The organism is Escherichia sp. E4742, from assembly GCF_005843885.1.
Classification (GTDB): Bacteria; Pseudomonadota; Gammaproteobacteria; order Enterobacterales; family Enterobacteriaceae; genus Escherichia.
In genome coordinates, this window is record NZ_CP040443.1 from 4,143,595 (window position 1) to 4,168,922 (window position 25,328).

Sequence of the window (25,328 nt, forward strand, 5' to 3'; positions counted from 1 at the left end):
TTTAACCGATCGTCATTAAACTGGCGTTACCGCCAGCGGCAGCGGTATTCACACTCAGCGAACGTTCGATATACAGCCGTTCCAGAAGGATATTGCTTTCGCCACGGGCAAAACCCTGCACCGAAACAATTGCGCCATCCCGCGCGGCAACCGCTTCACACAATGCGCGAAGCTGATCCGAATCACCGTGGAAGATCACCGCATCAAACGGTTGAGCGGTTATATTTTCCGCTTTCGCCAGTTGAATACGTTCGCTGACTGCCGATGGCAATGCCTTCACTAACTGACGATGCAGCGCGTCATCTGGCCACAGTACCTGGCTGCCCACCGCCAGCACGGCGGCGAGCTGAGTCAGCGCATCCTGTTCATCATCCGCGATACACAATACGCGCTCACGCGGCAGCAGCGTCCAGGTGTTGCGTTCACCCGTCGGCCCTGGCAGCAATCGTTGTGTTCCTGCCTGCGCCAGCTCGCCAAATTGCGTACATAACGCCAGCAATTCTGGACGATTTGCTGCCCATTGCCGCAGTGCATTTAGCGGCTGAGTCAATGCGGCTTTCAACTGCGCATCGACCGGATACTCCGCATCCTGACGCGCGAGCGTCACCGCCAGCGCACTTTCCGGGCGATTCGCCAGCAGACGGTAGAGATAGAGCGGACCGCCTGCTTTCGGCCCGGTACCGGACAATCCTTCGCCGCCGAATGGTTGCACCCCAACCACTGCGCCCACCATATTACGGTTAACATACAAATTACCGACATGGGCCGAGCCAGTGACCTGGGCAATGGTTTCATCAATACGCGTATGGACGCCAAGCGTCAGGCCATAACCGGAAGCGTTAATCTGCTCGATCAGCTCCGGCAGCTGGTTACGGTTGTAACGCACCACATGCAGCACCGGACCAAAGACCTCTTTTTGCAATTCGGCAAAGTCATCCAGTTCGATCAGCGTCGGCGCGACAAAAGTGCCGCTTTGCCATTCACGGGCATCTTCGCTGTTTTCCCGCACTGCCTGGAACACCGGACGGCCTTTGCTACGCATGGTCTGAATATGACGCTCGATATTGGCTTTCGCTTCGCTATCAATCACCGGACCGATATCGGTGGTCAGGCGACCCGGATTACCCATCCGGCATTCGGCCATTGCGCCGCGCAGCATTTTTAATGTGTGGTCAGCAATCTCATCTTGCAGACACAGCACTCGCAGTGCCGAACAACGCTGACCTGCACTGTCGAACGCCGAGGCCAGTACATCTATGACTACTTGTTCGGTCAGAGCGGAGGAATCGACAATCATCGCGTTCATACCGCCGGTTTCAGCAATAAGCGGAATAGGGCGCCCCTGAGCGTCCAGGCGACTGGCGATATTGCGTTGTAGTAACGTAGCGACTTCGGTTGAACCGGTAAACATCACCCCGCGCACGCGATCATCCCCCGTCAGTTGCGCACCTACGGTTTCACCCTGACCTGGCAGCAATTGCACTACGCCCGGCGGTACACCCGCTTCCAGCAAAATGGCGCTCCCTTGCGCGGCAATCAGCGGCGTTTGTTCTGCCGGTTTTGCCAGTACGCTGTTACCTGCCGCCAGTGCGGCAGCAATCTGCCCGGTGAAAATCGCCAGCGGGAAGTTCCACGGGCTGATACACACCACAGGCCCTAATGGACGATGGGTTTCGTTAGCGAAATCATCCCGCACCTGTCCGGCGTAGTAGTGGAGAAAATCGACCGCTTCGCGCACTTCGGCAATGGCGTTACTGAAGGTTTTTCCGGCTTCACGCACCAGAATACCAATCAGTTGCTGCATCTGGCTTTCCATCAGCACGGCAGCGCGGTGCAAAATCGCTGCGCGTTCAGCCGGAGGAGTGGCAAACCAGATTGGCGCGTTATTAACCGCACTTTCCAGCGCCTGTTCTACTTCACGCGGTGTGGCTTCACGCACATAGCCCACAATATCTTTCGGTTCCGCAGGGTTAATAACGGGCGACATCTCACCAGCCGCTACCGGTTGTTCCAGCATTGGCAAGGCCTGCCATTTTTGCAGTGCACTATTGAGCAGAGCTGAGGAGAGCGAGGCCAGACGGTGTTCGTTAGCGAGATCTAATCCTGCCGAGTTGTCGCGCCCCTGACCGTAAAGATCGCGCGGCAGGGGAATTTTCGGATGCGGTAATCCAGTTTGCCCTTCCTGTTGTGCCAATTTTTCTACAGCAGTGACCGGATCGGCGACCAGTTCATCCAGTGGCAAAGAGGTATCGGCAATACGGTTAACAAACGAGGTGTTAGCACCATTTTCCAGCAGGCGACGCACCAGATACGCCAGCAGCGTTTCATGTGTGCCGACCGGAGCATAAATACGACACGGGCGGTTAAGTTTGCCGTCGGCAACTTTCCCGGTGACCTGCTCATACAGTGGCTCGCCCATACCATGCAGGCACTGGAACTCGTACTGACCCGGGTAGTAGTTCTGCCCCGCCAGTTGATAAATTGCCGCCAGCGTATGGGCGTTGTGCGTTGCGAACTGCGGGTAGATTAGATTTGGCACCGCCAGCAGTTTTTTCGCACAGGCGAGATAAGAAACGTCGGTATACACCTTGCGGGTATAAACCGGATAACCTTCAAGACCGTCCATCTGCGCACGCTTGATTTCACTATCCCAGTAAGCGCCTTTCACCAGGCGAATCATCAGACGGCGGCGGCTGCGGGTGGCGAGATCAATCAGGTAATCGATCACCAACGGGCAGCGTTTTTGATAAGCCTGAATAACAAAACCGATGCCGTTCCAGCCTGCCAGTTCAGGTTCGAAACAGAGTTTTTCCAGCAGATCGAGGGAAATCTCCAGGCGATCGGCCTCTTCAGCGTCAATGTTGATACCAATATCGTACTGACGCGCCAGCAGGGTGAGTGATTTCAGACGTGGGTAAAGCTCTTCCATTACCCGGTCATACTGGGCGCGGCTGTAACGCGGATGCAGCGCCGACAGCTTGATTGAAATGCCCGGACCTTCATAGATGCCACGACCATTGGATGCTTTACCAATGGCGTGAATCGCCTGCTGATAGGAAACCATATACGCTTGTGCATCTGCGGCGGTCAGCGCGGCTTCGCCCAGCATATCGTAAGAGTAACGGAAGCCTTTCTCTTCCAGCTTGCGGGCATTGGCTAACGCTTCCGCGATGGTTTCGCCCGTGACGAACTGCTCGCCCATCAGGCGCATCGCCATATCCACACCTTTGCGGATCAGCGGTTCACCGCTTTTACCGATAATGCGATTCAGCGAGCGGGAGAGGCTGGCTTCATTATGGGTAGAAACCAGTTTGCCGGTAAACAGCAGCCCCCAGGTGGCGGCATTAACAAACAAAGACGGGCTACGACCAATGTGTGACTGCCAGTTACCGTTGCTGATTTTGTCGCGAATTAACGCATCCCGGGTGGCTTTGTCGGGAATACGCAACAACGCTTCTGCCAGACACATCAGCGCCACGCCTTCCTGCGATGACAGCGAAAACTCCTGCAATAATCCCTGAACCATACCTGCGCGACCACTGGCGTTTTTTTGATTACGCAGTTTATCGGCCAGTTGATATGCCAGTTTGTGCGCCTGTTCGGCAACTGGCTGCGGCAGGCGAGCTTGTTCCAGCAGCATAGAAACCGTTTCGGTTTCTGGGCGGCGATAGGCCGCGGTGATCGCGGCGCGGGAAACCGATTGAGGCAAAATTTGCTCGGCAAAGTCGAGGAATGGCTGGTGTGGTTCCTCTGCCGGATTCGGTACTTCATCGCTCTCATTGGCCGCGCCAGAAAGCAGCGCAGGTAGCTCCGGCAAGGTATCGCTATTTTCCAGTTGTTCAAGATAAGAAAAAATCGCCTGCTTAATTAACCAGTGTGGTGTGCGATCGATACGTGTCGCGGCTGACTTAATACGCTCACGCGTCGCGTCGTCCAGCTTAACCCCCATGGTGGTGGTTCCCATGCCATTACTCCTGTTGTTCTGAAAAGTGCAACTTAACGTTATCGTGAAATATCTATTATGTTGCAACTTTGTGCAACCTCGTTAAATGTGACTTACGTAGCAAGCTTAAAAATGAATGAAATGTTAATAAAAGAAATCGATATGACAGGGATTAAAAAAGTAATGCAGACTTTTTCTCTGCGGCAGTTAACATTTTTGAAAGGTGCAACCGTAAAAAATGTGAGGAAGTGCAACCTGATGAAAAATAGTATCGCTGGGCAATAAAATTTGATGTAAATGATGTGTTAAATCGATTGTGAATAACCAGCACTTCCGGCAGGATACGGTCGCCCTGGTAAAACATAAACTCTGCTACCCCGTTCCGGTGGCAGATATAACGGCAAGTTTCGACATTGCCGATAATAATTTTTGGAGACTTTAGATGGCTATTAGCACACCGATGTTGGTGACATTTTGTGTCTATATCTTTGGCATGATATTGATTGGGTTTATCGCCTGGCGATCAACTAAAAACTTTGACGATTATATTCTGGGCGGTCGTAGCCTTGGGCCATTCGTGACGGCATTATCGGCGGGTGCGTCGGATATGAGCGGTTGGCTGTTAATGGGGTTGCCAGGCGCGGTTTTTCTTTCCGGGATTTCCGAAAGCTGGATTGCCATTGGCCTGACATTAGGCGCGTGGATTAACTGGAAACTGGTGGCCGGGCGGTTGCGTGTTCATACCGAATACAATAATAACGCCTTAACTCTGCCGGATTATTTCACCGGGCGCTTTGAAGATAAAAGCCGCATTTTGCGCATTATCTCCGCGCTGGTTATTTTGCTGTTCTTCACCATTTATTGCGCTTCGGGCATTGTGGCAGGCGCGCGTCTGTTTGAAAGTACCTTTGGCATGAGCTACGAAACGGCTCTGTGGGCGGGAGCTGCGGCGACCATCCTTTATACCTTTATTGGCGGTTTCCTCGCGGTGAGCTGGACTGACACTGTACAGGCCAGCCTGATGATTTTTGCCCTGATCCTGACACCGGTTATTGTCATTATCAGTGTCGGTGGGTTTGGCGACTCGCTGGAAGTGATCAAACAAAAGAGCATTGAAAACGTTGATATGCTCAAAGGGCTGAACTTTGTCGCCATTATCTCGCTGATGGGCTGGGGATTGGGTTACTTCGGGCAGCCACATATTCTGGCACGTTTTATGGCGGCGGATTCTCACCATAGTATTGTCCATGCGCGTCGTATCAGTATGACCTGGATGATCCTCTGTCTGGCAGGGGCGGTGGCTGTCGGCTTCTTTGGGATTGCTTACTTTAACGATCATCCGGCGTTGGCTGGTGCGGTAAATCAGAACGCCGAGCGCGTGTTTATCGAACTGGCGCAAATTCTGTTTAACCCGTGGATTGCCGGGATTCTGCTGTCGGCGATTCTGGCGGCGGTGATGTCAACCTTAAGCTGCCAGCTGCTGGTATGTTCCAGTGCGATTACTGAAGATTTGTACAAAGCGTTTCTGCGTAAACATGCCAGCCAGAAAGAACTGGTGTGGGTAGGGCGTGTGATGGTGCTGGTGGTGGCGCTGGTGGCGATTGCGCTGGCGGCAAACCCGGAAAACCGCGTGCTGGGCTTAGTGAGCTACGCGTGGGCAGGCTTTGGCGCGGCGTTTGGTCCGGTGGTGCTGTTCTCGGTGATGTGGTCACGCATGACGCGCAACGGTGCGCTTGCGGGGATGATCATTGGCGCGCTGACGGTTATCGTCTGGAAACAGTTCGGCTGGCTGGGACTGTACGAAATTATTCCGGGCTTTATCTTCGGCAGTATCGGGATTGTGGTGTTCAGTTTGCTGGGTAAAGCGCCATCAGCGGCGATGCAAAAACGCTTTGCCGAAGCAGATGCGCACTATCATTCGGCGCCGCCGTCACGGTTGCAGGAAAGCTAAGGGACTTAGCCTGCGGCGGTTTTGTTTGGCCTCAGCAGCGGGTTGCGCTCCCTTAATGTGCCTCGCCATATAAATTGAATGGTGCAGGGAGCGCGCAGGGGGCGGCCAATCGCCGCCGCCCCCTGCACCCCCGGGCTCTGGCGAACAAAATCGCCGCTGCGCGGTACCTTCAGCTTATCCCCTTCGGCTACCGGGTCGGGCGCGAGGTAACGTCCCTGTAAGACGCGCCCTCAGCCTACATCCATGTGGGCTACCCCGGCCTTCGGGGAACGCTTCAGCGATTTTGACGCCACCAACACCCGAGCTGTTCTTATGTTCCGGGCAAAAAGTTAGATTTGATAATCGCGGATGGACGAAATTGCTTGATACACCCGCTTATCAGTTTTACATGGAAGTTCTGATGCATTGAGTCTGGACAGTTTTGTCGGCTTGATAAGGCGTTTACGCGGCATCTGGCAAGAACACATGGCTCGTTGTAAACAATCCCATCTTTCTACCCTGGAATAATCGTTTATATCCCCTGGTATTACCTCTCTTTGTTTACATTCCAACATCATTTTATAAACATTCCGCTTGTATTTTTCTTCACCGTAATGATAATCGATATCACTGCGATTTACTTTTCTTTGCATAGATTGACTCAGAAAAACGTTTAAGGGTGGTGGCATGTTTGTTCCGTTTCTCATTATGTTGCGCGAAGGACTTGAAGCCGCGCTGATTGTCAGTTTGATTGCCAGCTATCTTAAGCGTACCCAGCGAGGCCGATGGATTGGTGTGATGTGGATTGGCGTGTTGCTTGCCGCTGCGTTGTGCCTGGGCTTGGGTATCTTCATTAACGAAACCACCGGCGAATTTCCGCAAAAAGAACAGGAACTGTTTGAAGGTATCGTGGCAGTGATCGCTGTGGTGATCCTCACCTGGATGGTTTTCTGGATGCGCAAAGTGTCGCGCAACGTCAAAGTGCAACTGGAGCAGGCAGTCGATAGCGCATTGCAGCGTGGAAATCATCATGGCTGGGCGCTGGTGATGATGGTTTTTTTTGCCGTTGCAAGGGAAGGGCTGGAGTCGGTCTTTTTCCTGCTGGCAGCATTTCAACAAGATGTCGGGATCTGGCCTCCGCTCGGTGCAATGCTCGGTCTTGCTACAGCCGTAGTGCTCGGCTTCTTGCTCTACTGGGGCGGTATTCGCCTCAATCTTGGTGCATTTTTTAAATGGACCAGCCTGTTTATTCTCTTCGTCGCCGCAGGGCTGGCGGCTGGTGCCATTCGCGCATTTCATGAAGCTGGCCTGTGGAACCACTTTCAGGAAATCGCCTTCGATATGAGCGCGGTGCTCACAACTCACTCGCTGTTTGGCACGCTGATGGAAGGAATTTTTGGCTATCAGGAAGCGCCAAGTGTCAGCGAAGTCGCCGTCTGGTTTATTTATCTCATCCCGGCGCTGGTGGCATTTGCGCTGCCGCCACGTGCAGGGGCGACAGCGTCTCGCTCTGCGTAACAAATACGACGCAAATTCTTGCTTAGTTACAACATACTTTAAAGGGATAGTCTCGTCATGACCATTAACTTCCGCCGTAACGCATTGCAGTTGAGCGTGGCTGCGCTGTTTTCTTCTGCTTTTATGGCTAACGCCGCTGCTGTGCCGCAGGTCAAAGTCACTGTGACAGATAAACAGTGCGAACCGATGACCATTACGGTTAACGCAGGGAAAACGCAATTTATCATTCAGAACCACAGCCAGAAGGCGCTGGAGTGGGAGATCCTTAAAGGCGTGATGGTAGTGGAAGAGCGGGAAAATATCGCCCCTGGCTTTAGCCAGAAAATGACGGCGAATTTACAGCCTGGCGAATACGATATGACCTGCGGTCTGCTCACTAACCCGAAAGGGAAGTTGATCGTCAAAGGCGAGGCAACGGCGGATGCGGCGCAAAGTGATGCGCTGTTAAGTCTTGGTGGTGCAATTACTGCATATAAAGCGTATGTCATGGCGGAAACCACACAGTTGGTGACTGACACCAAAGCATTTACCGACGCGATTAAAGCAGGCGATATCGAAAAAGCGAAAGCACTGTATGCGCCAACGCGCCAGCACTATGAGCGCATCGAACCGATTGCTGAACTGTTCTCCGATCTGGATGGCAGCATTGACGCCCGTGAAGATGATTACGAGCAAAAAGCCGCCGATCCGAAATTCACCGGTTTCCACCGTCTGGAAAAAGCATTGTTTGGCGACAACACCACCAAAGGAATGGATCAGTACACTGACCAGCTTTATACCGATGTGGTCGATTTGCAAAAACGCATCAGTGAACTGGCTTTCCCACCTTCAAAAGTGGTCGGCGGCGCAGCCGGACTGATTGAGGAAGTGGCAGCCAGCAAAATCAGCGGTGAAGAAGATCGTTACAGCCACACCGATCTGTGGGATTTCCAGGCTAACGTTGAAGGCTCGCAGAAAATTGTCGATCTGCTGCGTCCACAACTACAAAAAGCCAACCCGGAGCTGCTGGCAAAAGTCGATGCTAACTTCAAAAAGGTCGATACCATTCTGGCGAAATACCGTACCAAAGACGGTTTTGAAACCTACGACAAACTGACCGATGCCGACCGGAATGCACTGAAAGGGCCGATTACTGCGCTGGCGGAAGATCTGGCGCAACTTCGCGGTGTGCTGGGGCTGGACTAAGCGTTATGCAGTATGAAGATGAAAACGGCGTGAATGAACCGTCACGCCGACGTTTACTGAAAGGGATTGGTGCACTGGCGCTGGCGGGAAGTTGTCCGGTCGCTCATGCACAAAAAACGCTAAGTGCGCCGGGTACGCTTTCGCCAGAAGCACGCAATGAGAAACAGCCGTTTTATGGTGAGCATCAGGCAGGGATCCTGACGCCGCAGCAGGCCGCAATGATGCTGGTGGCATTTGATGTGCTTGCCAGTGATAAAGCCGATCTTGAGCGATTGTTTCGCTTGTTGACTCAGCGTTTTGCTTTTCTGACTCAGGGCGGAGCGGCACCAGAAACGCCAAATCCGCGCCTGCCACCACTCGATTCCGGCATTCTTGGCGACTACATTGCGCCAGATAATCTCACCATCACGTTATCGGTGGGCCACTCATTGTTTGATGAACGGTTTGGGCTTGCGACGCAGATGCCGAAAAAGTTGCAGAAGATGACGCGTTTCCCCAACGACTCGCTGGATGCAGCGTTATGTCATGGTGATGTGTTGCTACAAATTTGCGCCAACACCCAGGACACGGTGATCCATGCGCTGCGCGATATCATCAAACACACGCCGGATTTGCTCAGCGTGCGCTGGAAGCGGGAAGGGTTTATTTCCGATCACGCGGCGCGTAGTAAAGGCAAAGAGACGCCGATAAATTTGCTGGGCTTTAAAGACGGCACCGCCAATCCCGATAGCCAGGATGATAAGTTGATGCAAAAAGTGGTGTGGGTCACGGCAGATCAGCAGGAACCTGCGTGGACTATCGGCGGCAGCTACCAGGCGGTGCGCTTGATTCAGTTTCGGGTGGAATTTTGGGACAGAACGCCGCTGAAAGAACAGCAGACGATTTTTGGGCGTGATAAGCAAACCGGTGCGCCGCTGGGGATGAAGCATGAGCACGATGTGCCGGATTACGCCAGCGATCCGGAAGGGAAGGTGATTGCGCTGGACAGCCATATTCGTCTGGCGAATCCCCGCACGCCAGAGAGTGAGTCCAGCCTGATGCTGCGTCGTGGCTACAGTTATTCGTTGGGCGTCACCAATTCCGGGCAACTGGATATGGGACTACTGTTTGTCTGCTACCAACACGATCTGGAAAAAGGCTTCCTGACAGTACAAAAAAGGTTGAACGGCGAGGCGCTGGAGGAATATGTCAAACCTATCGGTGGCGGCTATTTCTTTGCGCTGCCGGGTGTGAAGGACGCGAACGATTATCTCGGAAGCGCTTTATTGCGGGTTTAATGTTTTTAGGCGGATAAGGCGTTCGGCGCACCATGCCTGATGCGACGCTTGCGCGTCTTATCATGCCTACAATCGGTGCGGGTTCGGTAGGCTGGATAAGGCGTTTACGCCGCATCCGGCATTCGTGCGCTGGTGCCTGATGCGACGCTTGCGCGTCTTATCAGGCCTACGGTTAGGGTACAGATCCCAGGCAGGAGCAGACAAATGTCGACCCAAATTGCTCGCTTCTGTCATCACACTGTCATCTTTGCGATACAAACTAATGTCATCAAAATGGTGGCTTATGGTTAAATATAAGTAAAAATATTGTTGCAATGAATGCGAAAGCTGTTGTACTTATTATGTAACAGCGGTAGTTCCCGGCAGTGATAGTCAGTCACTATGGAGATCGCGGATGGTAACGTCCTGTGCTGGACATGTTTTTGACAATCAACGCTCGACCAAACGCGGAGATTTCTCCTCCGGTAGCAACTTCGTCACTCTGTATTTTTACTCACTTCCTCCCTTTTCTCGTGTTACCGACGCCGTGAACGGTGCGCGTAGCCGTTTTCGGTGTTATTTCCAAAAGCAAACTATGGCTTACAAGGAAGCCAACCCTCTGATGTTCGTGCGCATAATCGCGCTGCCAACGGCGCGTGTGATGAATACAAACAACTCAAGGTGCTCTCCATGGGAAGACAAAAAGCAGTGATCAAAGCTCGTCGCGAAGCAAAACGTGTGCTGAGACGGGATTCACGCAGCCATAAACAGCGTGAAGAAGAATCGGTCACCTCGCTTGTGCAGATGAGCGGCGTAGAAGCCATTGGTATGGCCCGCGACAGTCGCGATACTTCGCCAATCGTGGCGCGAAATGAAGCGCAATTGCACTATCTGAAGGCTATTGAGAGTAAGCAGCTGATATTCGCCACGGGCGAAGCCGGGTGCGGTAAAACCTGGATCAGTGCGGCAAAAGCGGCAGAGGCCCTGATACATAAGGATGTCGACAGGATCATCGTCACCCGTCCAGTTTTGCAAGCCGATGAAGATCTTGGCTTCTTACCTGGGGATATCGCAGAAAAGTTTGCTCCCTATTTTCGTCCGGTCTATGACGTGCTGGTCCGGCGACTGGGGGCTTCCTTTATGCAGTATTGCCTGCGACCGGAAATAGGGAAGGTGGAAATCGCGCCGTTCGCCTATATGCGTGGACGTACCTTTGAAAATGCAGTTGTCATTCTTGACGAGGCGCAGAATGTGACTGCCGCGCAAATGAAAATGTTTTTAACCCGCCTCGGGGAAAACGTAACGGTTATCGTCAATGGTGATATCACGCAATGCGATCTGCCTCGCGGCGTGCGCTCCGGATTAAGTGACGCGCTGGAACGTTTCGAAGAAGATGAAATGGTCGGGATCGTCCGGTTCGGCAAAAATGATTGCGTACGTTCGGCGCTTTGCCAACGTACGCTACATGCCTATAGTTAAGCGTATTACAAGCGCAGAGCCCGGGCTAACCGGGCTTTGTTTTTGATGTGTATGCCCGGAGTGCAAATTTATCTGAAACTACCTACAGCCGGTTTAGTTGCAATGCAGGATAGCTATTTTAAATAATAAAGTCTGTTCTCAATATATTCATTCATTTTTGTCAGCTCTTCTGCGATTTTTTCCTTGTTCAATTCATTGTTGTCGGTCATGGTTAATAAAATCAATTTCTTTGTTTTTTTTGATAAAATTCCCGGATGGAAATTTCTGCTGCTATACATTTCATGAATAATGCTGAGTAATTCGTTATTGAAAAAATCAATATTATCCATGTTGTCGATTTGAGGGCTGCTGTCTTGAAAATTTTTAATAATTTTATTTATTTTGATAAGAAAATAAAACTCAATATTTCTCTGGGTTTGTTCTTCTGGTGTGAAAATTGGAAAGTCATAATGTTCACATATTGTATCATAATCATCAAACTTTTCGTTTTCAATTGACCATAACTTTCTCTTTTCTATTTTATCCTTCGTTGATTTTATCTCTGAAAACATTCTTTTTATTATCAATAAAATGATGGCCGTGACAAATAAAATAATTACGCCAATATGTGTGGAGTAATAAAAAAGTAACATGATAAATGAAATTACTGGTAGTGCTAATGAAGTAATAATCAATAAGTTACCGACTTTACTATATGAGTGTAGTTCAAAAATGAATTCCCTTTCGGCACTTGCGAATATGTAAAATAATGAGAAGCCTGTGTTCAGTAATGTTGATATTGCGAAACCTAACGTAGCCCACCACAGCGGAAAACTATTGGAGATATTAGCAGGGGGTACACTAAAAAGCCCAATAAAAAAGGTAAAGCAGGCTCCAGTAAGAATTGAGTGAAAATATGAAAACCATTTTATACTCTCCCCTGTATGATACCCTTTTTTATATGCACGCCAGGCGATCCGCTTTGTATTATACATGGTTCTATCCTTAAATTGATTTACTATGAAAAGTATACTAATTGATATTAATACATGCGCAAGATTATTATTAACATTGTATATAATTTACTACATCATCGCCCGAATCAATTCCATATCAGTTTGTGCATTAGATTAGTTGATAAATAAATGATTATGAACAAATGCATTTATCTGGTAATAGATTTAGCCTACTACCAGATAAACAATCAGTTATTGTGGCGAATGATTTGGTAAAACTCGGCAGGTATGTTGGGGCCAAAACTCAGCGCATATTGATAACAAACATCTGTCCACTGATGGTTTTTGTAAAAAGCAAGAATAACTTGTTTTACCATTTGGTATTCAATATCGAGTTCATCTTTTAAGTCGTTTTCAAATTCATACCATTTTAATTTTTCATTGTTGCTTAATTTTTCATCGTATTTTTCAAATATATCGTGTGTACGATTAATGTTTCTTTCATTCCAATCCATTGAAATAGTTAATGACTCCACGGGATGATTATGGTAATCGATTATGTCACCAAGGATACTTATATGGTATTTTAATTTTTCAATTTCTTTTGAGATTTCAGTTAAGTTCATGCTTTATCCTCCATTTTAGAATTTGTAGAATTCATCGCAGATATGACATCTTGAGTCTTTGTTTGTAGATCATGAACATATGCGAGTCTGGAGTGCCTGAATGCCAACCTGTTTCGTAAGAGTTAAGATTTATTTTGCTTCAACAAGAAGCAGGTGAGTATCAGCATCAGGATCTTTTGTATCAAGAGTTCCTAAAGCAATATCGGAAACTCTTTTGTCTTGTGCTCGCTTCAGAAGAGCATAGTCATGCTGTCTGTTATTAAAGGATACTCCCATCCATTTACCCGCAATAGTTAGAATTGAATCACTTTGTACATTTATATTCAGCTTTTGCCTTGGTAAATAATAAATATTATTTCGGTATTATCTAATGCAAAAATGATTTTACAAAACAAGGTATCGCTTACCTCATCCTTTCTGAACGGAACAGGAGACTATGTTGGGAAATTCCTCGTCGCCCTGCGGGCAGTCCGTTCACTGCGTTCGCGGTCTGTCCAACTGGCTGTCGCCAGTTGTCGAACCCGGGTCCGGGCTTCTCATCCCCGCCGGGCTGTGAAACATGCGAAAAAAAAGCCCGTACTTTCGTACGAGCTCTTCTTAAAATATGGCGGTGAGGCGGGGATTGACTCGCTTCGCTCGCCCTGCGGGCAGCCCGTTCACTGCGTTCACGGTCTGTCCAACTGGCTGTCGCCAGTTGTCGAACCCGGGTCCGGGCTTCTCATCCCCGCCGGGCTGTGCAACATGTGAAAAAAAAGCCCGTACTTTCGTACGAGCTCTTCTTTAAATATGGCGGTGAGGCGGGGATTGACTCGCTTCGCTCGCCCTACGGGCAGCCCGTTCACTGCGTTCACGGTCTGTCCAACTGGCTGTCGCCAATTGTCGAACCCGGGTCCGGGCTTCTCATCCCCGCCGGGCTGTGCAACATGTGAAAAAAAAGCCCGTACTTTCGTACGAGCTCTTCTTTAAATATGGCGGTGAGGCGGGGATTCGAACCCCGGATACGTTGCCGTATACACACTTTCCAGGCGTGCTCCTTCAGCCACTCGGACACCTCACCAAATTGTTGTTCCTGTCTTGCTGGAACGGGCGCTAATTTAGGGAAATAGTCGCCTCGGGTCAACAAACTTTTTTAAAAAAAAGTGCGTTTATTCAAACTTCAATCAATTTGCGGCTTAAATAAGCAAGTTTTGCTTTTTTTGCCACCGACAGCAGATTTGCTATTCTGATGTTCCTTGCAGATCATAACAATAAGCGCGAATAAATTCCGCTCAACTCTTTTCGGGAGCCAATATGGATATCATCTTTTATCACCCAACCTTTGACTCAAAATGGTGGATTGAGGCGCTGAGTAAAGCGATACCTCATGCCAGGGTCAGAGCCTGGAAAAACGGAGATAACCAGGGCGCGGATTATGCGTTAGTCTGGCATCCTCCAGTTGAAATGCTGGCAGGACGCGATCTTAAAGCTGTGTTTGCACTAGGCGCCGGTGTGGATTCTATATTGAGTAAACTACAGGCACACCCTGAAATGCTTAAACCCTCCATTCCGCTTTTCCGCCTGGAAGATACCGGTATGGGCGAGCAAATGCAGGAATATGCTGTCAGCCAGGTGCTACATTGGTTCCGACGTTTTGACGATTATCGGATCCAGCAAAATGCTTCGCACTGGCAACCGCTGCCTGAATATCATCGGGAGGATTTCACAATTGGCATCCTGGGCGCTGGCGTGTTGGGCAGTAAAGTCGCACAGAGTCTACAAATATGGCGCTTTCCGCTGCGTTGCTGGAGTCGCAGTCGTAAATCCTGGCCAGATGTACAAAGCTTTGCTGGAAGCGAGGAGCTGAAGGTATTTCTGAGTCAATGCCGGGTACTGATTAATCTGTTACCGAATACGCCCGAAACGGTCGGCATTATTAATCAACAATTATTCAATCAATTACCGGATGGCGCGTATCTTCTCAATCTGGCGCGTGGCGTCCATGTGGTGGAAGATGATCTGCTCGCGGCGCTGGAAAGTGGCAAGATTAAAGGAGCAATGCTGGATGTTTTTAATCGTGAACCTTTACCGCCGGAAAGCCCGCTCTGGCAACATCCACGCGTCACGATAACGCCACATGTGGCAGCTATTACTCGCCCCGTCGAAGCAGTGGAGTATATTTCGCGCACCATTTCCCAGCTAGAAAGAGGTGAGGCCGTCAGCGGGCAAGTCGACCGAGTTCTAGGCTACTAATAAAGCGCCAGGATTCCTGCTATCCTTGGCAAGAATTGAATACAGGAGAGAGTTATGTATCCCGTCGACCTACATATGCATACCGTTGCCAGCACGCATGCATACAGCACATTAAGTGACTACATTGCCCAGGCTAAACAGAAGGGAATCAAGCTTTTTGCAATTACCGATCACGGCCCGGATATGGAAGATGCGCCGCATCACTGGCATTTCATTAATATGCGTATTTGGCCACGAGTGGTTGATGGGGTAGGGATCCTGCGCGGTATTGAAGCCAACATTAAAAATGTTGACGGTGAAATTGACTGTAGCGGCAAAATGTTTGAGTCGCTGGATTTAATCATTGCTGGTTTTCATGAACCGGTTTTTGCGCCACATGATGAAGCGACCAATACGCAAGCGATGATCGCGACTATCGCCAGCGGCAATGTGCACATAATAAGCCATCCGGGCAATCCGAAATATTCCATTGATTTCAAAGCAGTTGCGGAAGCAGCCGCGAAACACCAGGTAGCACTGGAAATCAATAATTCGTCCTTCTTACACTCGCGCAAAGGCAGTGAAGATAACTGCCGTGCAGTTGCCGCTGCGGTGCGCGATGCTGGCGGTTGGGTGGCATTAGGCTCGGATTCTCATACCGCGTTTACTATGGGTGATTTTGAAGAGTGTCGTAAAATTCTTGACGCGGTTGATTTTCCAGAAGAACGCATTTTGAATGTTTCACCGCGCCGTTTACTCAACTTCCTGGAATCCCGCGGTATGGCGCCGATTGCGGAATTTGCTGAACTTTAATTGCTTTTATGGAAATAAATAAATGAACGAGTTTTCTATCCTGTGTCGTGTACTGGGGTCACTTTATTACCGCCAACCGCAGGACCCTTTACTGGTTCCGCTGTTTACCCTGATTCGTGAGGGAAAGTTGGCAGCGAGCTGGCCTCTGGAGCAGGATGAGTTGCTGGCACGCTTGCAGAAAAGTTGTGATATGGCGCAAGTATCTGCCGATTACAATGCGCTGTTTATCGGCGATGAATGTGCAGTACCGCCTTACCGCAGTGCCTGGGTTGAGGGCGCGACGGAAGCAGAAGTGCGTGCTTTTCTTTCAGAACGCGGGATGCCGTTAGCAGATACACCAGCTGATCACATCGGCACGTTACTGCTTGCGGCTTCCTGGCTGGAAGATCAGTCAACGGAAGATGAAAGCGAAGCACTGGAAACGTTGTTCAGCGAGTATCTGTTGCCGTGGTGTGGCGCATTTCTCGGTAAAATTGAGGCCCATGCAACCACGCCGTTCTGGCGCACTATGGCACCACTGACCCGCGATGCTATCGGCGCAATGTGGGATGAACTTGAGGAAGAAAAAGAAGAATAAGTGTGATCATGATCACTAGTGAATGCAACATCAAACTCTACGTTGCATAAAATGTGTGCTCGATCTCATTCATGGCCGCGTTTTCTGCTATCATTCGCGGCATGAACATACTTCTCTCTATTGCAATCACAACGGGCATTCTCTCCGGTATCTGGGGATGGGTGGCCGTTTCCCTTGGTTTACTCAGCTGGGCGGGTTTCCTTGGCTGCACGGCCTACTTTGCCTGTCCGCAAGGCGGCCTGAAAGGGTTGGCGATCTCCGCTGCAACGCTGCTTAGCGGTGTGGTGTGGGCAATGGTCATTATTTACGGTAGTGCGCTGGCACCCCATCTGGAAATAGTTGGCTATGTCATGACTGGCATTGTCGCTTTCCTGATGTGTATTCAGGCCAAACAGCTATTGCTGTCATTTGTTCCGGGTACATTTATCGGTGCGTGTGCGACGTTTGCCGCGCAGGGAAACTGGAAACTGGTATTGCCATCTCTGGCGCTTGGGCTGGTGTTTGGTTACGCGATGAAAAACAGTGGGCTTTGGCTGGCGGCGCGCAGTGCTAAGACCGCTAACCATGAGCAACAAGTAAAAAATAAAGCGTGAGAGAATCACGCTTTATATTGAATACGTAAAAGCCGGATTAATACTCCGGCATTTTTATGGATCAGGATTCCGGCGGTACTGACAGATGGCGGTATTTCACCAGAATGTCATTCTGCCGATCTGCTTTGTTCTGCAAATCCCACAGACCGCGGTCGATACCATCATTAATCAGGAAGATAACACCAGTTTCAATCGCCGACATCAGGCATAGCATAACGGGTTCGTTCGAGGTATATCCTACTTCCCCTTCCAGTAACCGCTGGTAGTCGATAAAGCGGAAGACGCCGGCCTGGACTTCATAGGAAAGAATGGTCTTACTGGTGTTCACTGATGACAGGATTTCACCGGTGCTGACATTAACGACACGCAAGTTCACCGCGATTTGGTCAAGTTGGTACTGCGTATCGGCGCCAATACCGAAGTATCTCGCCCCGGCACCGCCCGATTTCACATTACTTTCATAACCAATAATCGACCCTTCAACCATGATATTGGCTGCCGTCAGCGACTGTAGCGGGATCCGGTTATTGAGCGCGACGGTGCCGTTTTCTTGTGCCGCACGAATAATCTTACGTTCGTTCAGTAAGTTTTGTAGGCCCTGACGCTCCAGTGGTACAAACCAACGCGAATCTTTCAATGCGGTGACCAACATGGCGGTCGCGCTTTGTGGAACTGCGGTGGAGAAGTTACTCGCCGGATAGGGTTTAAATTGTCCAGTTTCATCCTGGATGTTGTATACCGAGACAAAGATTTTGCCCGTTGGCGAAGGCAAATGGGTTAAATCTTTGTAGCTTTGAGCTCGAGGCATTAATGTCGGCTTGGCGGCTTCTTTTGGTGGTGCTGTTAAGCATCCACTCAGCAACATGACTGCAACCAAAACAAATAAGCGCTGCATATTATTTTCCTTACAAAGCTGGGGCTTAAAAATCGGTTGAGTTATTTTGTAATCCCGAAACCTGAATCGTGGACGTTTGACCCGTTTTACGATCGGTTACGTTCAGTTGCAGCTGACCATCCCGGTTGGCAATATCGACGATATATTCGTTAGTCACCATTCGTCCTGGCTGACCCGTATTAATATTTGTCAGCAGCCCACCTAATATTTGTGACTGAATGGCCTGGGTGAAGTTATCTAACGCCGAGGGCGTCTCAATACCAAAGTCATCATCATAGTTTGGATCTTTATACGAGTTCTGTGCCTGGGCGCTGTTTAGTAAAAAAGCGCCATTATTGGGGTTGCCACCAAAATTAGGATTGCGGAACTGGAAGGTCATATTCCCGGCCCAACTTATTGGCGAAATTAGCATGAGTAGAATTACTGCATGTTTGACACGCATTGCAGCCTCCGGACAATTTAATTTAAAATTCATCAGGCGCTAAATCGCCCGTACTCAGTAAAGCCTGACTAATCTGTCGACGGTTCAGTGCTTCTTCAGTTTGTGCCAGTGCAAAGACAACAGTTTTCTCGAAGTCTCTTTTCAATGGGAATAAAAAAGTCTGGAAAATAACGTCCTGATTTACCGTTATGGTGATCCAGCTTCCCCATCGTGCACTTGGCCTTTCATTAATCGTTAAGTTCCCGGTATAGCTACTTTCCCATTTATCACTAAAGGCACGATAAAAATCGTGTCCAATAGATGAAACAGTATGGTCAGTTAACAATCCAGGTACTTCTACCTCTACGGCGTGAACATTCCCCGCAGCGAAGAAAATATTCGCTGCTACAATCCAGCATAAATAACGTTTCATGGCTTTATCGCCTGAGGTTATCGTTTGCCCATGAGACTGCTTGAGTCCGGTTTTTGACTGCTATCTTCTTGAAAAGATTATAAAGATGCGTTTTAACCGTATTTTCGCTGATGAACAGCGAACGAGCAATCTCGTTATTGGAGGCGCCGATACGCAGTTTATTAAGGATCTCTTTTTCCCTATGAGTAAGGAGGGCAGATTCCGTGCTGTTATAACGATAGTTACCTGAATGTGTAATCAGATAGCTGGCAAGTTTTTGCGTAAAGTAGCATTCCCCGCGTAAGACGCCTTGCAACCCATTGATGACGCGTTCTTGATCCTCCAGGGCGTAAAAAACACCGTTGATATGAGGCCAGTTTTCAATGTCGCGGTACGGGTAATCGTCTGGAGTATTTAACAACAGTGTTTTGATGTTGTTGTGTTTTCTGCTTAATGTATCCTGCCAGTAATGGATGAGTTTTTTATCTGCTTCCATCATATCCAACAGAATAATGCAGCCAGAAGATATATCGTCCAGAGAACGTTGAATGTTATGTAGTTTTCCTGTGATTGCCAGCGATTGTTTTAAATGCTGCAATAACGCAGTCGCTTGCAAGGAAGGTTTAGTGATTAACAGTAATGTATGACCATGAATACTATGGACTTCATTAAACATGATGAAACCCCGCTCTTTTTATTAATCGCACACCTGACAGCTGCCTTTATTCAATAAAGGCACCAGAAGTACTGACAGATGTTGCACTGCTGTGTGTAGTAATAAATCAACCCTAAATGGGTAAAAAATAAAACTAATGGATTACATCTGATTTCAATCTAGCCATTACAAATCTTAAATCAAGTGTTAAACATGTAACAAAATGTAATTTGGTAATTAAATTTGTTAACATTAAGAGATTATTAAGTTTGGTAATGATAGAAAAGTTGTACATGTGGCTTTTATTGCACAATTTTGAAAAGTCATACAAATATGCGTAACTACATGATTGTCTTTATAAAATTTATTTATCTCTGGTCCTTTTGTTGCGCTAAAATTGTCTGCATTTTCAGATTCTCTTCATGGACAATTTTTGGCTGCAAAAAGACGATGTTTGTGACGGCTTGTCAGGTAAACATATCGACAGAATCTTCGTGAATCATGAGGAGAGAGAGTTTGTCGAATTTTCGCGGTCAAAAAACGACGGTTTAAAAGTAAACAAAATAATTTTTGCGTAAATAACAGCGTATTTACGCGAGTTTTAATACTTTGGCATGAGTAAAAAAAGAAAAATACAACGCGCGGGTGAGTTATTAAAAATATTTCCGCAGACATACTTTCCATCGTAACGCAGCGTTAACAAAAAACGGTTTGCGTTAACAACCAAGTTGAAATGATTTAAATTTCTTAAATGTACGACCAGGTCCAGGGTGACAACATGAAAAACAGATTGTTATTTATGATGTTTACAGTACTGGGTGCGCCTGGGATTGCAGCCGCGGCAGGTTATGATTTAGCTAATTCAGAGTATAACTTTGCGGTAAATGAATTGAGTAAGTCTTCATTTAATCAGGCAGCCATAATTGGTCAAGCTGGTGCTAATAATAGTGCACAGTTACGGCAGGGAGGCTCTAAACTTTTGTCGGTTGTTTCGCAAGATGGTAATAACAATCGGGCAAAGATTGACCAGACAGGAGATTATAACCTTGCGTATATTGATCAGGCGGGCAATGCCAACGATGCCAGTATTTCGCAGGGCGCATATGGTAATACTGCAATGATTATCCAGAAAGGTTCTGGTAATAAAGCAAATATTACGCAGCATGGTACTCAAAAAACGGCAATTGTAGTGCAGAGACAGTCGCAAATGGCTATTCGCGTAACACAGCGTTAATTTCCATTCGACTTTTAAATCAATCCGATGGGGGTTTTACATGAAACTTTTAAAAGTAGCAGCAATTGCAGCAATCGTATTCTCCGGTAGCGCTCTGGCAGGTTCTATTCCTCAGTACGGCGGTGGCGGCGGCGGCAACCACGGTGGTGGCGGTAATAACAGCGACCCGAATTCAGAACTGAATATTTACCAATACGGTGGCGGTAACTCTGCTGTTGCATTGCAGGCTGATGCCCGCAACTCTGATCTGACGATTACCCAGCACGGCGGCGGTAACGGCGCAGACGTGGGACAAGGTTCTGATGACAGCTCAATTGAACTGACCCAACGTGGCTTTGGTAACAGCGCGACACTGGATCAGTGGAACGGTAAAAACTCTGAAATGACTGTTAAACAGTTCGGTGGCGGCAACGGTGCAGCAGTTGACCAGACTGCATCTAACTCCAGCGTCAACGTAACTCAGGTTGGCTTTGGTAACAACGCGACCGCTCATCAGTACTAATACAGAATTTGTATTACAGAAACAGGGCGCAAGCCCTGTTTTTTTTCGGGAGAATAGTATGAACGCGTTATTACTTCTCGCGGCGCTTTCCAGCCAGATAACCTTTAATACAACCCAGCAAGGTGACATGTACACCATTATTCCTGAGGTTACTCTGACGCAATCATGTTTGTGCCGGGTGCAAATATTATCTCTGCGTGAAGGCAGTTCGGGACAAAGCCAGACGAAGCAAGAAAAGACCCTTTCATTACCCGCTAATCAACCCATTGCCTTGACGAAGTTAAGTTTAAATATTTCCCCGGACGATCGGGTGAAAATAGTTGTTACTGTTTCTGATGGACAGTCACTTCATTTATCACAACAATGGCCGCCCTCTTCAGGAAAGTCTTAATGTATTGATAGTTGAGCATAAAATGAGCCGGAAGAGAATGGTCTGATACGAATCGACCACCTGAAAGCATGGATAACACACCCTCAAGGATGATTAATCATTGAGGAAATAGAAGAGATGTTCAGACCGTTATTAAACTCCCTTATGCTTGGCAGCCTGGTTTTTCCTTTTTTTGCAACAGCGGAAAGCAATGCGCAAGGTGGCGTGATTCATTTTTATGGTCAAATCGTGGAACCGGCGTGTGACGTGAGCTCCCTACAAGCGCCAGTTGAAATGACCTGTATGCAAAATGGTCCTGTACAGAGCAAAACGTATTCCAGCAAAGAGCTAATGAGCGGCAAAGTCAAAAATGCGCAAATTGCCTCAGTAAAAGTGCAGTATCTTGATGAGCAGAAAAAGCTGGCTGTGATGAATATCGAATATAACTAAGTTTCTGAACCACTCACGTCGCCGACAAGAAAAATGCGATTTCTCTAAAAACCCTGCTGTACACTTAAGAAACAAGATGGTGTAAGGAGGCGTTATGAAATCGCGTATTCATGTTGTACAGGGCGATATTACCAAACTGGCCGTTGATGTGATTGTTAATGCAGCAAATCCATCGTTGATGGGGGGAGGCGGCGTCGATGGCGCTATACATCGCGCTGCCGGTCCGGCGCTGCTGGATGCCTGTTTAAAAGTCAGACAACAACAGGGCGATTGCCCTACGGGACACGCAGTTATTACTCTTGCGGGCGATCTCCCCGCCAAAGCTGTTGTTCATACTGTTGGACCAGTGTGGCGCGGCGGAGAACAAAATGAAGATCAGCTATTGCAGGATGCCTATCTCAATAGTCTGCGACTGGTGGCGGCGAACAGTTATACATCGGTAGCTTTCCCTGCCATTAGTACAGGTGTTTATGGATACCCACGCGCTGCAGCGGCTGAAATAGCAGTAAAAACCGTTTCGGAATTTATTACCCGTCACGCTTTACCCGAGCAGGTATACTTTGTCTGTTATGATGAAGAAAACGCCCATATCTACGAAAGACTCCTTACCCAACAAGGAGATGAATGATTTGCCTCGGCTGGCGAGCGCGGTGTTGCCCTTGTGTGCGCAACATCCAGGACTGTGCGGCATTTTCCCCCTTGATAAAGGTCTGGATGCGTTTGCCGCACGTTATCGCCTGGCAGAAATGGCGGAACATACGCTGGATGTTCAGTATTACATCTGGCAGGACGATATGTCGGGGCGGTTACTGTTTTCCGCTCTGTTAGCCGCCGCGAAGCGTGGCGTTCGCGTTCGTTTGTTGCTTGATGACAACAATACACCCGGACTTGATGACATTTTACGCTTGCTCGATAGTCATCCACAGATTGAAGTTCGACTTTTCAATCCTTTCTCATTTCGCTTATTGCGTCCACTTGGCTATATCACCGATTTTTCCCGTCTCAATCGACGTATGCACAATAAGAGTTTTACCGTCGATGGCGTGGTGACGCTGGTGGGGGGGAGAAACATCGGCGATGCATATTTTGGAGCAGGAGAAGAACCGCTTTTTTCAGATTTAGATGTGATGGCAATGGGGCCGGTTGTTGAGGACGTCGCTGATGATTTCGCCCGCTACTGGTATTGCAAATCAGTTTCACCCTTGCAGCATGTTCTGGATGTGCCAGAAGGTGAAATGGCTGATCGTATTGAGCTACCCGCATCCTGGCATAATGACAGCATCACGCATCGCTATTTGCATAAACTGGAATCAAGCCCCTTTATGAATCAACTCGTTGAGGGGTCGTTACCGCTTATTTGGGCAAAAACGCGTTTATTAAGTGATGATCCTGCGAAAGGGGAGGGCAAAGCAAAACGCCATTCCCTTCTGCCGCAGCGTCTGTTCGATATCATGGGGTCACCCGGCGAGCGGATTGATATTATCTCTTCCTATTTTGTGCCGACGCGTGCAGGTGTAGCGCAATTGTTACGGATGGTAAGAAAAGGGGTAAAGATAGCAATCTTAACCAACTCACTTGCCGCCAATGATGTCGCTGTGGTGCATGCTGGCTACGCACGCTGGCGCAAAAAATTGCTCCGTTATGGCGTGGAACTCTATGAACTGAAGCCGACGCAGGAACAACCCGGTACACTGCACGACCGCGGAATAACCGGGAATTCCGGTGCCAGTCTGCATGCCAAGACCTTCAGTGTCGATGGCAAAACCGTATTTATTGGTTCATTCAATTTCGACCCGCGTTCAACATTACTCAACACTGAAATGGGCCTGGTAATAGAGAGCAAAACGCTGGCGCAACTGATCGATAAACGCTTTATTCAGAGTCAGTATGATGCGGCCTGGCAGCTGCGTTTGGATCGGTGGGGGCGGATTAACTGGGTCGATCGCCACGGGAAGGAAGAAATTATTCTCAAAAAAGAACCCGCAACCAGTTTCTGGAAGCGGGTTTTGGTCAGACTGGCGTCAATATTACCCGTTGAATGGTTATTGTAAGCGTGGCTCAGCGGGCTGGTGCTTTATCATTCTCGCGTTTAATGGCCGGTTTTCCGGAGAACAAAAACTTCAACAACGGAATGCGTAAATGAATTTCATACAGAATTATCGCAATCCCTATCACAAATATCAGCCCGCAGAGAAAACCAAGCCAATTTGAGGTGATATGCGGGGTGATGTATGCGCCGAAAAACAGCGTTAACGGGTGGTGAACCAGGTAGATAAACAGTGATGCGTTTACAAAATAGGTCACCCGCGCCGACTGAAAATTGAGCAAACGGTGACCAAAGGAGAAAACCACATTCACCATCCACAAGCCGAGTACCATCGTGATCACCGACTCGGTTTCATACATCCAGGCATCGCCGCTACCGTAACGTTGATTGAGCAAATATGCGACAAATGCCATTGCTGCAGCGAGTGTGCAACCACGAGAAGGTGTGGTAAACAAGGCTTTAAGATTAGGGAAAATAAAAGCTAATGCACCAAGGATAAAAAACGGCATATAAAACAGCGTCTGCATGAAAATAAAATTGAACATGCCATCGCTTAAAATAGGCGGATAAACGATAAAGAGCGTTCTTCTTATTACCGCATAGCCGATGCCGAGGCATAAGAAGATCACCGATAATTTAGCCATTGAGAATTTGTTATTTTTGTTATCGGAATTATCTAAATTATCTTTGATGCGCTTAAATATCCATATGCAAAGTGTCGTCATGACCACCAATACCAGTAAAAACCACAGGTGCGAAATTAATTCCCAGGCCAGTGTATTATATTTGTCATACAATGACAGGCCAGGCCAGCTTTCAGCTTTGCCTTTGACATACTGCAGCATAATGAATTGCGGCAAGGTCAGCAGAGGAATGGCCGTTAACATCGGGATCCCCACGCGTTCGACGCGAACTTTCCACCATTTTTTCAATGGGTAGCGCAAAAAAAGCATGTAGGAAAAATAACCAGAAATAACGAAAAATACCTGCATGCGGAACGAGTGGATGAAATCGTTAAAAAGTGTCAGCCACCAGGACGGTTCTGCGCTATTCACATGCCAGGTGTGGCTTGAATAGATTAAAGAAATATGAAAAGGGATCCCTAACAACATCAACCAGGCGCGGATGGAGTCGAGGAAATATTCACGCTGCGCGGGTACTGGATTCATATATGATTAACTAATCTCGGATTTTTCGTCTTATCCCTGCCGGGTAATGCCTTTAGGCTTTTGCCATAACAACATCGACCTGACCGTATCTGGCACAGGCTTCACGGGGT

At 48.4% G+C, this 25,328-nt stretch carries 24 protein-coding genes and 1 tRNA gene; 15 read left to right on the top strand and 10 right to left on the bottom strand.

The window, feature by feature from the left end:
• Nucleotide 1: 1 nt before the first annotated feature.
• A complete protein-coding gene (putA, locus tag FEM44_RS19950) occupies nucleotides 2-3,964 on the bottom strand; it encodes a trifunctional transcriptional regulator/proline dehydrogenase/L-glutamate gamma-semialdehyde dehydrogenase (protein ID WP_138159162.1) in 3,963 nt (1,320 codons plus the stop codon).
• A gap of 421 nt (nucleotides 3,965-4,385) precedes the next feature.
• Here putA and putP point away from each other — a divergent pair, with 421 nt between their 5' ends.
• A complete protein-coding gene (gene putP, locus FEM44_RS19955; protein ID WP_001018479.1) occupies nucleotides 4,386-5,894 on the top strand; it encodes a sodium/proline symporter PutP in 1,509 nt (502 codons plus the stop codon).
• 329 nt (nucleotides 5,895-6,223) lie between these two features.
• Here the strand turns inward: putP and FEM44_RS19960 are convergent, their stop codons facing one another.
• A complete protein-coding gene (locus tag FEM44_RS19960) occupies nucleotides 6,224-6,562 on the bottom strand; it encodes a hypothetical protein (RefSeq protein WP_135522852.1) in 339 nt (112 codons plus the stop codon).
• Between FEM44_RS19960 and efeU the strand changes: the two genes are divergently transcribed.
• From efeU to phoH, 4 genes are all read left to right on the top strand, one after another.
• Nucleotides 6,561-7,391: an iron uptake transporter permease EfeU gene (gene efeU / locus FEM44_RS19965; protein ID WP_138159164.1), complete on the top strand. Its 831-nt coding sequence runs from the start codon at nucleotides 6,561-6,563 to the stop codon at nucleotides 7,389-7,391. The two genes, FEM44_RS19960 and efeU, sit on opposite strands and share 2 nt — an antisense overlap.
• Nucleotides 7,392-7,448: 57 nt before the next feature.
• Nucleotides 7,449-8,576: an iron uptake system protein EfeO gene (gene efeO / locus FEM44_RS19970; protein ID WP_135522851.1), complete on the top strand. Its 1,128-nt coding sequence runs from the start codon at nucleotides 7,449-7,451 to the stop codon at nucleotides 8,574-8,576.
• A gap of 5 nt (nucleotides 8,577-8,581) precedes the next feature.
• Entirely contained in the window at nucleotides 8,582-9,853 is a 1,272-nt protein-coding gene (gene efeB, locus FEM44_RS19975; protein WP_135522850.1) for an iron uptake transporter deferrochelatase/peroxidase subunit, read from the top strand.
• A 669-nt stretch (nucleotides 9,854-10,522) separates the two neighbouring features.
• The gene (gene phoH, locus FEM44_RS19980) at nucleotides 10,523-11,311 is read left to right on the top strand and encodes a phosphate starvation-inducible protein PhoH (protein ID WP_167850467.1); all 789 of its coding nucleotides are present in this window, start codon (nucleotides 10,523-10,525) and stop codon (nucleotides 11,309-11,311) included.
• Nucleotides 11,312-11,424: 113 nt separating this feature from the next.
• Here phoH and FEM44_RS19985 read toward each other — a convergent pair whose 3' ends face one another.
• The 3 genes from FEM44_RS19985 to FEM44_RS19995 form a co-directional block, all read right to left on the bottom strand.
• Nucleotides 11,425-12,285, bottom strand: coding sequence for a hypothetical protein (locus FEM44_RS19985; RefSeq protein WP_138159166.1), 861 nt, complete (start codon nucleotides 12,283-12,285; stop codon nucleotides 11,425-11,427).
• A gap of 209 nt (nucleotides 12,286-12,494) precedes the next feature.
• Nucleotides 12,495-12,872: a DUF1878 family protein gene (locus FEM44_RS19990; RefSeq protein WP_130215847.1), complete on the bottom strand. Its 378-nt coding sequence runs from the start codon at nucleotides 12,870-12,872 to the stop codon at nucleotides 12,495-12,497.
• Between the two features lie 969 nt (nucleotides 12,873-13,841).
• A tRNA-Ser gene (locus tag FEM44_RS19995) sits at nucleotides 13,842-13,929 on the bottom strand.
• A gap of 233 nt (nucleotides 13,930-14,162) precedes the next feature.
• Between FEM44_RS19995 and ghrA the strand changes: the two genes are divergently transcribed.
• The 4 genes from ghrA to FEM44_RS20015 all read left to right on the top strand — a co-directional run bounded on the left by ghrA (nucleotide 14,163) and on the right by FEM44_RS20015 (nucleotide 17,063).
• Nucleotides 14,163-15,101: a glyoxylate/hydroxypyruvate reductase GhrA gene (gene ghrA, locus FEM44_RS20000; protein WP_135522848.1), complete on the top strand. Its 939-nt coding sequence runs from the start codon at nucleotides 14,163-14,165 to the stop codon at nucleotides 15,099-15,101.
• Between the two features lie 54 nt (nucleotides 15,102-15,155).
• Entirely contained in the window at nucleotides 15,156-15,893 is a 738-nt protein-coding gene (gene ycdX, locus FEM44_RS20005; protein ID WP_130205456.1) for a zinc-binding phosphatase, read from the top strand.
• Between the two features lie 22 nt (nucleotides 15,894-15,915).
• Complete coding sequence (ycdY, locus tag FEM44_RS20010; RefSeq protein WP_130205458.1) at nucleotides 15,916-16,470, top strand: molecular chaperone YcdY; 555 nt, start codon at nucleotides 15,916-15,918, stop codon at nucleotides 16,468-16,470.
• A gap of 101 nt (nucleotides 16,471-16,571) precedes the next feature.
• On the top strand, nucleotides 16,572-17,063 hold the full coding sequence (locus FEM44_RS20015) for a DUF1097 domain-containing protein (RefSeq protein ID WP_130205460.1): 492 nt from the start codon (nucleotides 16,572-16,574) through the stop codon (nucleotides 17,061-17,063).
• 61 nt (nucleotides 17,064-17,124) lie between these two features.
• Here the strand turns inward: FEM44_RS20015 and csgG are convergent, their stop codons facing one another.
• Genes csgG through csgD form a run of 4 tightly spaced genes read right to left on the bottom strand, consistent with a single transcriptional unit; the run spans nucleotide 17,125 to nucleotide 19,467 of the window.
• Entirely contained in the window at nucleotides 17,125-17,958 is an 834-nt protein-coding gene (gene csgG / locus FEM44_RS20020; RefSeq protein WP_064528486.1) for a curli production assembly/transport protein CsgG, read from the bottom strand.
• Between the two features lie 25 nt (nucleotides 17,959-17,983).
• A complete protein-coding gene (gene csgF, locus FEM44_RS20025) occupies nucleotides 17,984-18,400 on the bottom strand; it encodes a curli production assembly/transport protein CsgF (protein WP_135522847.1) in 417 nt (138 codons plus the stop codon).
• A gap of 22 nt (nucleotides 18,401-18,422) precedes the next feature.
• Nucleotides 18,423-18,812, bottom strand: coding sequence for a curli production assembly/transport protein CsgE (gene csgE / locus FEM44_RS20030; protein WP_130205465.1), 390 nt, complete (start codon nucleotides 18,810-18,812; stop codon nucleotides 18,423-18,425).
• A gap of 4 nt (nucleotides 18,813-18,816) precedes the next feature.
• Nucleotides 18,817-19,467 carry a biofilm master transcriptional regulator CsgD gene (csgD, locus tag FEM44_RS20035; RefSeq protein ID WP_064528493.1) on the bottom strand — a complete coding sequence of 217 codons (651 nt, stop codon included), beginning with the start codon at nucleotides 19,465-19,467 and terminating at the stop codon, nucleotides 18,817-18,819.
• 757 nt (nucleotides 19,468-20,224) lie between these two features.
• Here csgD and csgB point away from each other — a divergent pair.
• From csgB to clsC, 6 genes are all read left to right on the top strand, one after another.
• A complete protein-coding gene (gene csgB / locus FEM44_RS20040; RefSeq protein ID WP_135522846.1) occupies nucleotides 20,225-20,680 on the top strand; it encodes a curli minor subunit CsgB in 456 nt (151 codons plus the stop codon).
• A 40-nt stretch (nucleotides 20,681-20,720) separates the two neighbouring features.
• Nucleotides 20,721-21,182 (top strand): curli major subunit CsgA, encoded by a 462-nt coding sequence (csgA, locus tag FEM44_RS20045; protein WP_135522845.1) that lies wholly within the window; start codon nucleotides 20,721-20,723, stop codon nucleotides 21,180-21,182.
• Between the two features lie 58 nt (nucleotides 21,183-21,240).
• The gene (gene csgC / locus FEM44_RS20050) at nucleotides 21,241-21,573 is read left to right on the top strand and encodes a curli assembly chaperone CsgC (protein WP_000992819.1); all 333 of its coding nucleotides are present in this window, start codon (nucleotides 21,241-21,243) and stop codon (nucleotides 21,571-21,573) included.
• Between the two features lie 117 nt (nucleotides 21,574-21,690).
• Nucleotides 21,691-22,002 carry a type 1 fimbrial protein gene (locus FEM44_RS20055; protein ID WP_130205471.1) on the top strand — a complete coding sequence of 104 codons (312 nt, stop codon included), beginning with the start codon at nucleotides 21,691-21,693 and terminating at the stop codon, nucleotides 22,000-22,002.
• A 94-nt stretch (nucleotides 22,003-22,096) separates the two neighbouring features.
• A complete protein-coding gene (ymdB, locus tag FEM44_RS20060) occupies nucleotides 22,097-22,630 on the top strand; it encodes an O-acetyl-ADP-ribose deacetylase (RefSeq protein WP_135522844.1) in 534 nt (177 codons plus the stop codon).
• Nucleotides 22,572-24,053, top strand: a complete 1,482-nt coding sequence (clsC, locus tag FEM44_RS20065; protein WP_135522843.1) for a cardiolipin synthase ClsC — start codon at nucleotides 22,572-22,574, stop codon at nucleotides 24,051-24,053. Before ymdB ends, clsC begins: the two co-directional genes overlap by 59 nt.
• A 7-nt stretch (nucleotides 24,054-24,060) precedes the next feature.
• Here the strand turns inward: clsC and mdoC are convergent, their stop codons facing one another.
• Nucleotides 24,061-25,218: a glucans biosynthesis protein MdoC gene (mdoC, locus tag FEM44_RS20070; protein WP_138159168.1), complete on the bottom strand. Its 1,158-nt coding sequence runs from the start codon at nucleotides 25,216-25,218 to the stop codon at nucleotides 24,061-24,063.
• Nucleotides 25,219-25,328: the final 110 nt, after the last annotated feature.

Coding starts and splice junctions, on each gene's coding strand:
- ymdB (WP_135522844.1), top strand. CDS start 22,097: ATGAAATCGCGTATTCATGTTGTACAGGGCGATATTACCAAACTGGCC.
- ycdY (WP_130205458.1), top strand. CDS start 15,916: ATGAACGAGTTTTCTATCCTGTGTCGTGTACTGGGGTCACTTTATTAC.
- putA (WP_138159162.1), bottom strand. CDS start 3,964: ATGGGAACCACCACCATGGGGGTTAAGCTGGACGACGCGACGCGTGAG.
- csgC (WP_000992819.1), top strand. CDS start 21,241: ATGAACGCGTTATTACTTCTCGCGGCGCTTTCCAGCCAGATAACCTTT.
- phoH (WP_167850467.1), top strand. CDS start 10,523: ATGGGAAGACAAAAAGCAGTGATCAAAGCTCGTCGCGAAGCAAAACGT.
- FEM44_RS20055 (WP_130205471.1), top strand. CDS start 21,691: ATGTTCAGACCGTTATTAAACTCCCTTATGCTTGGCAGCCTGGTTTTT.
- csgG (WP_064528486.1), bottom strand. CDS start 17,958: ATGCAGCGCTTATTTGTTTTGGTTGCAGTCATGTTGCTGAGTGGATGC.
- csgF (WP_135522847.1), bottom strand. CDS start 18,400: ATGCGTGTCAAACATGCAGTAATTCTACTCATGCTAATTTCGCCAATA.
- efeU (WP_138159164.1), top strand. CDS start 6,561: ATGTTTGTTCCGTTTCTCATTATGTTGCGCGAAGGACTTGAAGCCGCG.
- efeB (WP_135522850.1), top strand. CDS start 8,582: ATGCAGTATGAAGATGAAAACGGCGTGAATGAACCGTCACGCCGACGT.
- csgE (WP_130205465.1), bottom strand. CDS start 18,812: ATGAAACGTTATTTATGCTGGATTGTAGCAGCGAATATTTTCTTCGCT.
- csgD (WP_064528493.1), bottom strand. CDS start 19,467: ATGTTTAATGAAGTCCATAGTATTCATGGTCATACATTACTGTTAATC.
- FEM44_RS19960 (WP_135522852.1), bottom strand. CDS start 6,562: ATGCCACCACCCTTAAACGTTTTTCTGAGTCAATCTATGCAAAGAAAA.
- ghrA (WP_135522848.1), top strand. CDS start 14,163: ATGGATATCATCTTTTATCACCCAACCTTTGACTCAAAATGGTGGATT.
- FEM44_RS19985 (WP_138159166.1), bottom strand. CDS start 12,285: ATGTATAATACAAAGCGGATCGCCTGGCGTGCATATAAAAAAGGGTAT.
- putP (WP_001018479.1), top strand. CDS start 4,386: ATGGCTATTAGCACACCGATGTTGGTGACATTTTGTGTCTATATCTTT.
- FEM44_RS19990 (WP_130215847.1), bottom strand. CDS start 12,872: ATGAACTTAACTGAAATCTCAAAAGAAATTGAAAAATTAAAATACCAT.
- FEM44_RS20015 (WP_130205460.1), top strand. CDS start 16,572: ATGAACATACTTCTCTCTATTGCAATCACAACGGGCATTCTCTCCGGT.
- ycdX (WP_130205456.1), top strand. CDS start 15,156: ATGTATCCCGTCGACCTACATATGCATACCGTTGCCAGCACGCATGCA.
- csgB (WP_135522846.1), top strand. CDS start 20,225: ATGAAAAACAGATTGTTATTTATGATGTTTACAGTACTGGGTGCGCCT.
- efeO (WP_135522851.1), top strand. CDS start 7,449: ATGACCATTAACTTCCGCCGTAACGCATTGCAGTTGAGCGTGGCTGCG.
- clsC (WP_135522843.1), top strand. CDS start 22,572: ATGATGAAGAAAACGCCCATATCTACGAAAGACTCCTTACCCAACAAG.
- mdoC (WP_138159168.1), bottom strand. CDS start 25,218: ATGAATCCAGTACCCGCGCAGCGTGAATATTTCCTCGACTCCATCCGC.
- csgA (WP_135522845.1), top strand. CDS start 20,721: ATGAAACTTTTAAAAGTAGCAGCAATTGCAGCAATCGTATTCTCCGGT.